General features: G+C 71.1%; 3 protein-coding genes. 2 read left to right on the forward strand and 1 reads right to left on the reverse strand.

Annotated features, from left to right (window positions below):
* Positions 1-274: rhodanese-like domain-containing protein (locus tag D7X74_RS41025; protein WP_120538351.1), on the forward strand; the 274-nt coding region annotated here is incomplete at its 5' end.
* 7 nt (positions 275-281) lie between these two features.
* On the opposite strand, the gene D7X74_RS41030 is transcribed toward D7X74_RS41025, so the two are convergent.
* Positions 282-2,510, reverse strand: a complete 2,229-nt coding sequence (locus D7X74_RS41030) for a serine/threonine-protein kinase (protein ID WP_120538352.1) — start codon at positions 2,508-2,510, stop codon at positions 282-284.
* A gap of 30 nt (positions 2,511-2,540) precedes the next feature.
* Here D7X74_RS41030 and D7X74_RS44725 point away from each other — a divergent pair.
* The coding region (locus tag D7X74_RS44725) for a hypothetical protein (protein ID WP_370450865.1) at positions 2,541-2,771 on the forward strand (231 nt) is incomplete at its 3' end.

Below are 2,771 nucleotides of genomic sequence, written 5' to 3' on the forward strand. Positions count from 1 at the left end.
ATCCCGCCCCGTCCTGGTGGATGTGCGCTTCGTCCACGAGCACGAGTGGGTGGCCCTGCCGGACTCCGTGCTGATGCCCCTGCCGGAGCTGGAGGAGCACGCCGAGGCCCTCCAGGCCTTCCGGGGCCGCCCCGTCGTCGTCTACTGCCACCACGGGGTGCGGAGCCTGGACGGCGCCGCGTACCTGCGTGACCTGGGGCTGGAGGCCGTGTCGCTCAAGGGCGGCATCGACCTGTACTCGCGCACCGTGGACCCGTCCCTGCCCCGCTACTAGCGGGGGTTTAGAGCGAGGACTCCAGGTCCAGCGGCAGGTCCGTCGTCTCGCCGGGCTTGATCTTGGCCTCGAAGGAGACGGGTTCCTTCAGCTTGGCGCCGCGCAGCTCCAGACGCTGCTCGCCTTCCATCAGCTTCAGCGTGGTGGAGGCGCTGCCCAGCGACTGGTTGTTCCGGTACACGGTCAGGCCGGTCATCGTCCTGGGCGTGATCTTCAGCCGGAGCGTGCCTTCCTTGAAGGTGCGCTCGAAGGTCTTCAGCTCGCCGGGCTGACCGAACGCCAGCTCCTCCGAGTCCTCCAGGTAGATGCCCTGGGCCTCGTTCTCCAGGATGAGCGTGTCCTGCAGGTGGGCGCCCTGCGCGCGCGTGAGCGGCGCGGTGCCCAGCGCCGTCACCGGCTCCGCGCTGCCACAGCGCGGCGTGTGCCGCACCGACACCTTCACCGGCTGGTTGGTGTTCACCGTGAGCCACACGCCCTGCGCATCCACGGCCTTGGAGGTCGCCGCCGCGAGGATGGGCTCCCGGAAGAGGACCAGCACCGCGAGCAGGCCCACGATGAAGCCCACCGTGGCCACCGTGCGCACGGCCTGCCCTCGGGGGCGCGCCGGCTCGTCCCGCACCGCCGGGGCGTTGTTCCTCGAAGGACGCCGCGGGGCGGAGTCCTCGTCGTCCACCGGCACGGGGCGCGGGCGCGGGGCATCCACGCGGCTGGAGGTGCGACGGCGCGGCGCCTCGATGGCGGCCTGCTGGCTGGTGCTGGTGCGGCGGCGCACCACGGGCGCCGGCACCGTGTCCGGATCATCCTCCGGCGGAGGCAGGCGGGTGCGCTCGTCGTCCTCCTCCACGTCCATGCGCTGCACGCCGGAGCGGGAACGCGAGGGCGGAGGCTCCGACACCGGCACCACGCGCGACATCGTGCGCCGGGGCGGCGGAGGCGTGGGCACGTCCTCCATCGGCTGGCTGCGCAGGTCCGAGCGCGAGTTGGTGCGCGCCACCTGCGTGACGCCCGGGTTGCTGGAGGACGTGTTGCGGCGGGCCACCGGCTCCGACACGCTGGAGCGGCGGCGCGGCTGCGACTCCACGCCCGTGAGCGACGGCGCGTCGTACTCGTTCGGATCCTCCGGGATGACGGCCGGCGCCATGCCCGTCGCGCGGCGGGGCGCGGCGCCCGTGCGGGTGTTGCCACGCGCGCGCTCGCGCTGCGAGGACGACTCACCCGGCGGGGCCTCCCAGCTCATCTCCGCGGGCGGCCGGGGCGGCGACGTGCTGGAGTCCTCGCCCACCGGGACGAACTGGCCCTGCTTCAGCTCCTCCGCCAGCCGGTCCGAGAAGAGCGTCTTCATCAGCTCGGAGATCTGCACCGAGCCCACCACCCAGCGCTCGTTGACGAGCAGCTCCTCCAGGGCGGACTGCAGCTCCCGCGCGGTGTCGTAGCGGTCATCCGCGCTCTTCGCCAGGGCGCGCATCACCACGTGGTCCATGTCCCGGGGCACGTCGGCCACCTCGGACGGCGCGGGGATGGCGCACTCCATGGCGGCCTGCAGCGTGGCCAGCTCCGAGTCCTTCTTGAGCGGCCGGTGCCCGGTGAGCATCTCGTACAGCACCAGGCCGATGGCGAAGATGTCCGCGCGGGCGTCCAGGTGCTTGCCGGCGGCCTGCTCGGGCGCCATGTACGCGAACTTGCCCTTGATGGCGCCGGACTTCGTCATGGAGGCCTGATCCGCGGCCTTCGCGATGCCGAAGTCCACCAGCTTCACCGAACCATCAAAGCTGATCAGGATGTTCTGCGGGGAGATGTCCCGGTGCACCACGTTGAGCGGGCGGCCCGCGTCGTCCGTGCGGCTGTGCGCGTAGTAGAGGCCCTCGCACGCGGAGGCGACGATGCGCACCGCCAGCGGCCGGGCGATCCACTGGTTCATCCCGCTGGCCTTGCGCATGACCCGGCCCAGGTCCTCGCCGTGGATGAACTCCATGGCGATGTAGTAGGTCCCGTTGGCCTCGCCGAACTCGTACACCTGCGCGATGTTCGGGTGGTTGAAGCGCGCGGCGATCAGCGCCTCGTTGCGGAACATCTCCACGAACTCGCGGTCCTCCGCCAGGTGCGGGAGGATGCGCTTGACGACAACGTCCTTCTGGAAGCCCTCGATTCCGGACTGACGCGCAAGCCAGACCTCGGCCATGCCGCCCGTGGCGAGCTTCTTGAGGAGCTGGTATTTCCCGAAGGCTTGAGGGTTCATCCCGGGCACTCCCCGGGGGGAGCGGGCTCAGTGGAAGGTGACAGGGCAGCGCATCTTAGGGGACAGCGGCCGTCGAGGCAAAGCCGCAGGTCCACCTTCCTGGGGTGGGTCGTCGCGACCTGCCTGCTGACCCTGCATGCCGTCGCGGCCCCGGCTTCGGATCAGATCAAGGTCGAGCGTCGCAACGAAGTCCTGGCGCTGACCTGGCAGGACGCCGAGGACACGCTCCAGGGCGTCATCACCCCCGCCGAACCCCACCCC

Origin of the sequence: Corallococcus sp. CA047B (assembly GCF_003612065.1) — a bacterium.
GTDB lineage: Bacteria > Myxococcota > Myxococcia > Myxococcales > Myxococcaceae > Corallococcus > Corallococcus praedator.

Excerpts from the sequence above, each read along its gene's own strand:
- D7X74_RS41030 (WP_120538352.1), bottom strand. The coding sequence starts at position 2,510 with ATGAACCCTCAAGCCTTCGGGAAATACCAGCTCCTCAAGAAGCTCGCC.